The following is a 6,594-nucleotide window of genomic DNA, read 5'->3' as shown; positions in this document are numbered from 1 at the left end:
TAACTTAAAACAAGTATATAGAGCCATACGCTCCACACCAAAAACAAAAACAGCACTGTAAATCAATCGTTTGCAGTGCTTTGTTTTTTAATACACTCCGAATTTACACTCTAAAAAGTTGTTTTACTCGGTGTTTTTTTAATTGATTTTACCAATCGTTATTAATTTCATTTTTTTTACTCATTGAGCTTTTTAAGTCATTAATCAATGATTTAACCTTTGAATTAATACTATATTTAATATCGTTCCACACTTCGTTTTCCCATTTGTTACCCCAACAATCCCAGCAATCAATATCAATGTATGTTGCATCAGTTATTAATCCAAAATTAACAGGATCATGACCTTGTGCATATGTACCCTCATGAACAAAATCTGTAAATTCGTATTTATACCGACCATCTTTAACCCATAAATTAATTGTAAATTTTATATATCCTGATGTGCATACCCTCATTAATTTAATTGCAGAAATATATGAAAAAGTTCCTTTCCCGACAAATTCACCGCTTTCCTTATCCTGTGTTTGAAGTACATTTTTCGAACTGTTAAAGGTATTATTAAACCACGCTCTTCCCGATATAAAAAGATCATCTTTTTTTAGCGAACTATCTACTTTAACTACTTCCGTATAAATTAACTTTTTCGGGCCGGAATATGTCTTAATATTATTTTCCTGTTCTTTTTTTTGAATTACAGCATTATATTGAATATTTGGTTCAATTTTACTAACAGGGCTTAAAGTGTATTTTTCAACATCAATCATATTTATCGTACCATCAAACGCCTTATCGTTGTAATACCTTGTGCAATACATAATATTGCTATCAATTTTATTTATTGTACATGGTATAACACGCCCCTCTTTCATGAAAATCGTATCCTTATTTTGAGCAAACAAAAATACAGGGCTTAATAATAGAATTAAGATTATAAGTTTTTTCATGACTGATGAATATTATTGACCTGCAAATTACAAAAAAAACTATTAATCAATTATTTTTTTTCACTTTCGATAATTCTTTTTTGACAATTCATAATTTTTTTCATTTCATCAGCATTAATAGCCGTTATAAAAGATAAGTTCTTACAATGCTTTTTATAATACACAATATCCGCAGGGTTGCCGTTTGCGTCAAAAAAAACGCCCTCATCCTCCAATGTATCGTATAAAGTAATATGTTCGCTTAATGCCAAATTCAGCGGTGTACCACTTTGTATTGATTTTAATAATTCAATTTTTTCTTTTCTGTTCATCTCTTTGCTCCCTGTATTTATCAATTAATTTTTTTAATGCCTCTTCAGAAACACCAGACCAGTCATATTGAATGTATTTTTTTATTAACGGATCAGTTGTTTTATCATTAAATGCTAATTCAATCGGCTTTCCGTTAATAGTTATTGAGCCATCGGGTTGCTCGACTACATACTGTATGTTTAACCAATCAGCATTAAATTTGCCTTCTTTAATAAGTTTGAGTATTTCAATTTTATCTGCTCTTTTCATCATTACCATTTTTTTTAAGTTCATTTATGATATGATCCAGTTGTTCGTCTGTCATCTTATCGAAGTCGGTTCTAAATTCTGTTGCCTGTAATGTCGGTAACTTATATTTTATCAAATCCCGAAAAAAATTAATCTTTTCACGTTTGTTTTCTAATTTATGCCAGTCGCTTATAACCTCATCAAAGTTATCATTTAAAAAATCTGCAATCCTTTGTTGTAAATCAGCATTTAACTTGTTCGGGGTTCCGGCTGGCCTCCCGGCTGGGTTATTAGTTGTTCCTTTTCTTAATCCCATATTTGTAAATTTTTGTTGTTTTCAAAATTATTTTTAACCTGTGTGGTATCATGAAATTTTATTTCATGTAAGCTATTGTTTATTTTTATTAAAAACATTTATTAAGTACCTTTATTAAGAATATTATTTAAGCTGTTGTACTTCTGTCGTTGTTGGTGTCGTATTGCTGTCGTTGTTGGTGCTGTTCGCTCCATGTGTTGATGGTAAATTCATCCTGTCGGTGTTCAATCTTTGTTCAAGTAATTATTTACAGTTCCAACGGATATATTAAGACGCTCTGCGATCTGTCGCTGGCTCAATCCCTCCGCCCTCAAATCATGTATCTGCATCTCGATTGTGTATTCCTTTGCTTTCTTTTCCCAGTGCTTCAAATTGTATTGCCGGATTTTGTCCGGATTTTTTGCCCTCCATTTTCTCATCGCTTCATTTCTTAACTGTCTTGCTTTTTCTGATAATGTTTCCATGATTAAAAATTTTTAGTAGTTAATAATTCTTTATTTAAGCTGTTGCCCTTTATTAAGCTGTTGTAATGCCTTTTGTCTTGCATCATGCTTTTGTTGTTTAAGTTGTTCAATCTGATTTTTTTGTTTTTTTCTTTCCGCCTGTAATATCATGTTTTCAAGTGTTATTTTTTTACTCAATCCGATGTACAGGCCTCTCATGTGCTTTGAATAAGTATGCACGCCCCAGCTTAACTGCATCTCCTCCAGCATCCGATCAGCATGGTAACGCTTCAGATACTTGTTAAACATTTCTTTTATGCATGGGTTCGTCGTTTCCGGCAAATGATTTATACTTGCATATCCGAACGCCCGGCAAAGTATGTGAACTTTATTTGTTGGGCAATATGATTTTATGCCCAGTATTGAACGAATGCCAACGTAAAAAGCAAACTGCATTAAATCATGTTCGGTTTTGTCATGATCCCGAAACTCGAAAAGTAAATCTTTGTTGATGCTGGGATATGGTTCGCCGTCCGGGATTGTTTTCTCAATCTCTTTTCCACGCTTCAAACAATAATCTAAATCTCCAGTAATGCCCAAAAATTCGTATGCCTGTCGTATCTGATAAAATTCGATAGCTTTTTCTTTGAAGTCGGGATCGGTATCAAATAATTCAAGTATCTGCTCAATCTCGGTTTTGGCTGTAAATTCTGTACTCGTTCCTGTATATGAAAATCCTTTATAATCCTCATCAAAATAGATTTTTTCGCTGTTGATGTACTTTTCTATTATTCTGCCCAGATCCTTCGTTAAATCGCCTTGTTTTCGATAATAACAGTACATTAATTGTTTAGCTACATCGTACAAATCATAATTAATTTTTGTTGCAAATCTGTATATCCCAAATCGTATAATTTCATCAATGATTTTAAATTTATCAATGAATAACTCCCGGAGCATACACAAAGGAAACTGCAAATATCTTTCATCGCTCATGCTCCGCCCTCCCAAATGTGAAATAATACCACGTTATAAACTGCTCGAAGTCTTTAGCGATGAAGTACAGGCCTCCGCTGGCTTCGATGCTTTGCTGGTATTCCTTTTGTGCGACACTTTGCCTGTCGTTTTTGATTTTTACTTCAATCTTTACGCTTCGCCCCTGTATCGTTGCCGATATATCAGCGGTTCCACGTTGCCCGGCTGTTTTAATATAATGGAGCTGGCCGATGGTTCGCTGATTACCCAGAATATCAGTGGAGGTTTTCCGGCTGTCAATAATCCGCCCTGTACAGTTGATACGCTCCGCCTGACCTCCACTCAATCGGATGAAGTCAATGATGCACCTTGTTAATCCGTTCGCTGTCTTATCGCCGTATTTTGGTGCAGACAAAAGTCGTTCCGGGATGCTGGGATACTTTCGGGAGCTGTCAATAATATACAATTCTTTCAGTATATTAATAGCTTTTTTTGTATCTTTGCTTTTCTCAATCAGCAAAAATCTTTTGGAGATAACGTCTTGCATGGCTGTTATCTCCTTTTTTTATTCGATAACGCCTCCAGTACATCCGCTTTTCTGAAAATTATAGTACGCTCTGCCTGTGAAAAAGGTATCCGCCCGGAGTTCTTAATCTTTTGGGCTGTCGGTGTGCTAACTTTCAAAAATATTGCCAGGCCTTTAATTCCATAGATGAACGGCTCCGGATCAGCTGGAGTTGCCTCCGCCGGAGTTGCCTCCATAAAACTTTCAATTTTCTGCATTTTTGCCAAAAGTTCGCTAACTGCTTCGGGCAAATTTTCAAATGATAATTTTTCTGTTTGCATATAAATTAAATTAAAAATATATGCGAAGCAACAAAACAGAAATTGCCGTCTATACCAGCTTTTCCGAAACGGCAAAAACGGAATTAAAAAAAGTATTTTTAGAGAAATTTTACAGTATCAAATAAGTCTTTGTATTCAGTCAAAAGTGTTTCATGCTCTATGTTTTCAGCCCTTGCGGTTCTATCAGAAACGATTATATTAAATTTTCCAGCAAACAATTTATTTCTTTGTGTCTTTGAAACTTTTTTATTGATAACGCCTTTTATTTTCAATGCTTCTGAAATTGCCGAAATATGATAATTTTTTTTTATCAATTCACCTTTTTCGTTCAATGTTTCATAATCAATTAAACAATCTATTACTTTTTGCAAGTTGCCGGGATTAATAAATATACTATCGATGCTGTCAAAAATCGGAGCTGGTTCATGTTTGCCCTTTGTACTTTTCCAAAAAAATAAATTTTCTTTAAAACTGTTTGTAATGTCGAACTGTCGGATTTCATCAACGTCTTTTATAAATCCAAAATCCATACAAGTTACTTCGATAAATTCAGAAATGCGAAAAAGCACAAACACGATTTTGAGTAATAATTTTAAATAAACATGCTGTTCATCAAATTTCTTTGCATGAAATATCTCAAGTATTTCAGTTTTGTTTCGTTCAATAAATTCCGTTTTATTTATACTCCGGATCATTCCTTTTATATATGCTTTTCGGCCATTGTCATCGTTAATCTGAAATAAGTTATTATTAAATTCAGCATAGAAATTATTTTCTAATTCATCAATACCTTTCATATCATTTGAAAAATATTTATCGTAAACCTGCGATAATTCCTGATCTGAAATATTATTCAGTGCTGGCGGATAAATGTAGCTTATTAACTGCGATAACTCATCTGTATATTGATATTTCATCTCTCATTAAATTTATTCATTGATAACTGTTTTTGTTCCTTTACGACCTTTGTATAAACAGCCATTGTTTTACTGTCTTTATGGCCAGTCCACTTCATTATTATATCCGGCTGTATGCCCAAATAGAGAGCATTTATAATGAACGTTTTTCGGGCTGTATGGTGGGAGAGTAACTCCCATTTTTTAAATTGTGCATCAATCCGCTTGTTGCCTCTATATTCGATATAGGTTTCAATGCTGTTAAATTCCGCATCTTTTCCAGCATCTTTGAGATACTTGTTAAACTTTTGATTACTCGGTACAGGAAACGCCCTGTTGTTTTTTAAATCAATATCCTTGTATTTTTCCCATATTGCTAAAGCATATTTATTGAGTTCAATTATTAAACTGTCATCGGTTTTTATCGTTGTTATTTCAATATATGGGTTTCCGCTGTCATCAGTTTTGAAGTCATTTTTCTTTAGATTATGAGCATCTGAAAATCTTAATCCTGTTAAACAACAAAAGCAATAAACATCCCTGATCTGCTCCAGTCGTTTGTTTTCTGAAAAATCAAAATTGATGAAATGCTGAAGTTCGTTCCACGATAAAAAAACAATGTTCTTTTGATAATCTGCAATTCCAGTTCCTTTGAATTTATACTCAAATGTTTTATATTCTAAATTTTTATTATATCTCTTTTTTGTTGCCCAGTTCATAAACCATTTGAACAATATCATGTACTTATAATTTGTAGTATTATTGAGTTTTTTATCCTTTCGTAAGTAGTCAATATAGTTTTGTAAAAAGTCCTCTGTAATGTCGTTAAAATGCAAAATTCGGCCATATTTTTTACTATAATCCTCCACATGAGATTTTATAGTTTTGATTTTCTTTATTGTGCTTTCAGTCCAGTTTTTCGCTTTACTTTCATTGTCGATGAAAAGTTGAATATAATCCGGGATTGATAATATTTTCTTATCGCCGATGTCATCGGATATGCCCTCCAAATCCTTTAGTTTATTCAATAATTCACTCCATAAATATTGCTTTGTAACTGTCAAATCATGCTCCACTGCATCATTATAAATTGTCGGCAAATATTCGCTAATCCTGTTAATACGCTTGTTGATGGTTCCGGCGGAGGTCTTATCCCTGTTGAAGTTGTTATTCTTTACCCTCCCGGCCTCATCGTTCCATTTATCGCTGTCAATCCTGTATCCTATCGGATAAATAACACGCTGGCCGTCAAATTTAAACTCAACAAGTATCGGTACATTTTCAGTTATGACAATGCCAGTTTTTTTATCTTTGCGTTGTTCTAATTTGAAACGCTTAATTTCTAAACTTTTTCTTGCTTTCATTGTGGAGTGCTTTTATTTACACTCCAAAATTACACTCTATTTTTGATTTATGCAAGTTAATTTTAATTTATTTTGTTTTTTGTTGAAAACTTGTATATCTTTGTAATATTGCTTTGCGGAGGTTCATTAAATTAGTTCTTTTGATTTAACTTAAAACAAGTATATAGAGCCATACGCTCCACCTTGTATTTTTAAAATGCCCGAAAACGTTGATTTTCGGGCATTTTAATTTTAACCCAGATTACGCAATAGAAACGTAGTGAACTAT

9 protein-coding genes and 1 pseudogene are annotated in these 6,594 nt (G+C 33.2%); all 10 read right to left on the bottom strand.

The genetic code is table 11. From position 1 onward, the window contains the following. Window positions 1-148: 148 nt before the first annotated feature. The gene (locus tag M0R16_08980) at window positions 149-946 is read right to left on the bottom strand and encodes a DUF4468 domain-containing protein (protein ID MCK9613015.1); all 798 of its coding nucleotides are present in this window, start codon (window positions 944-946) and stop codon (window positions 149-151) included. A 50-nt stretch (window positions 947-996) separates the two neighbouring features. After that, a complete protein-coding gene (locus M0R16_08975) occupies window positions 997-1,257 on the bottom strand; it encodes a hypothetical protein (GenBank protein ID MCK9613014.1) in 261 nt (86 codons plus the stop codon). Then, window positions 1,235-1,507, bottom strand: a complete 273-nt coding sequence (locus tag M0R16_08970) for a hypothetical protein (protein ID MCK9613013.1) — start codon at window positions 1,505-1,507, stop codon at window positions 1,235-1,237. Before M0R16_08970 ends, M0R16_08975 begins: the two co-directional genes overlap by 23 nt. Further along, the gene (locus M0R16_08965; protein ID MCK9613012.1) at window positions 1,491-1,802 is read right to left on the bottom strand and encodes a hypothetical protein; all 312 of its coding nucleotides are present in this window, start codon (window positions 1,800-1,802) and stop codon (window positions 1,491-1,493) included. Before M0R16_08965 ends, M0R16_08970 begins: the two co-directional genes overlap by 17 nt. Window positions 1,803-2,038: 236 nt before the next feature. Beyond that, window positions 2,039-2,131 (bottom strand): annotated as a pseudogene (locus tag M0R16_08960) (helix-turn-helix domain-containing protein). A 165-nt stretch (window positions 2,132-2,296) separates the two neighbouring features. Continuing rightward, window positions 2,297-3,241 (bottom strand): hypothetical protein, encoded by a 945-nt coding sequence (locus M0R16_08955; GenBank protein ID MCK9613011.1) that lies wholly within the window; start codon window positions 3,239-3,241, stop codon window positions 2,297-2,299. Further along, window positions 3,231-3,767, bottom strand: a complete 537-nt coding sequence (locus tag M0R16_08950; protein ID MCK9613010.1) for a hypothetical protein — start codon at window positions 3,765-3,767, stop codon at window positions 3,231-3,233. The genes M0R16_08955 and M0R16_08950 overlap by 11 nt, the downstream gene beginning before the upstream one ends. Window positions 3,768-3,772: 5 nt before the next feature. Next, window positions 3,773-4,066, bottom strand: a complete 294-nt coding sequence (locus M0R16_08945; protein MCK9613009.1) for a DUF3853 family protein — start codon at window positions 4,064-4,066, stop codon at window positions 3,773-3,775. A gap of 98 nt (window positions 4,067-4,164) precedes the next feature. Then, on the bottom strand, window positions 4,165-4,863 hold the full coding sequence (locus M0R16_08940; protein MCK9613008.1) for a hypothetical protein: 699 nt from the start codon (window positions 4,861-4,863) through the stop codon (window positions 4,165-4,167). A gap of 116 nt (window positions 4,864-4,979) precedes the next feature. Then, a complete protein-coding gene (locus M0R16_08935) occupies window positions 4,980-6,326 on the bottom strand; it encodes a site-specific integrase (protein ID MCK9613007.1) in 1,347 nt (448 codons plus the stop codon). Between the last annotated feature and the right edge of the window lie 268 nt (window positions 6,327-6,594).

The organism is Bacteroidales bacterium, from assembly GCA_023228145.1.
Lineage (GTDB): Bacteria > Bacteroidota > Bacteroidia > Bacteroidales > CAIWKO01 > CAIWKO01.
The sequence above is the reverse complement of the archived record's forward strand: the minus strand, read 5'-3'. Positions and strand labels throughout refer to the sequence as shown.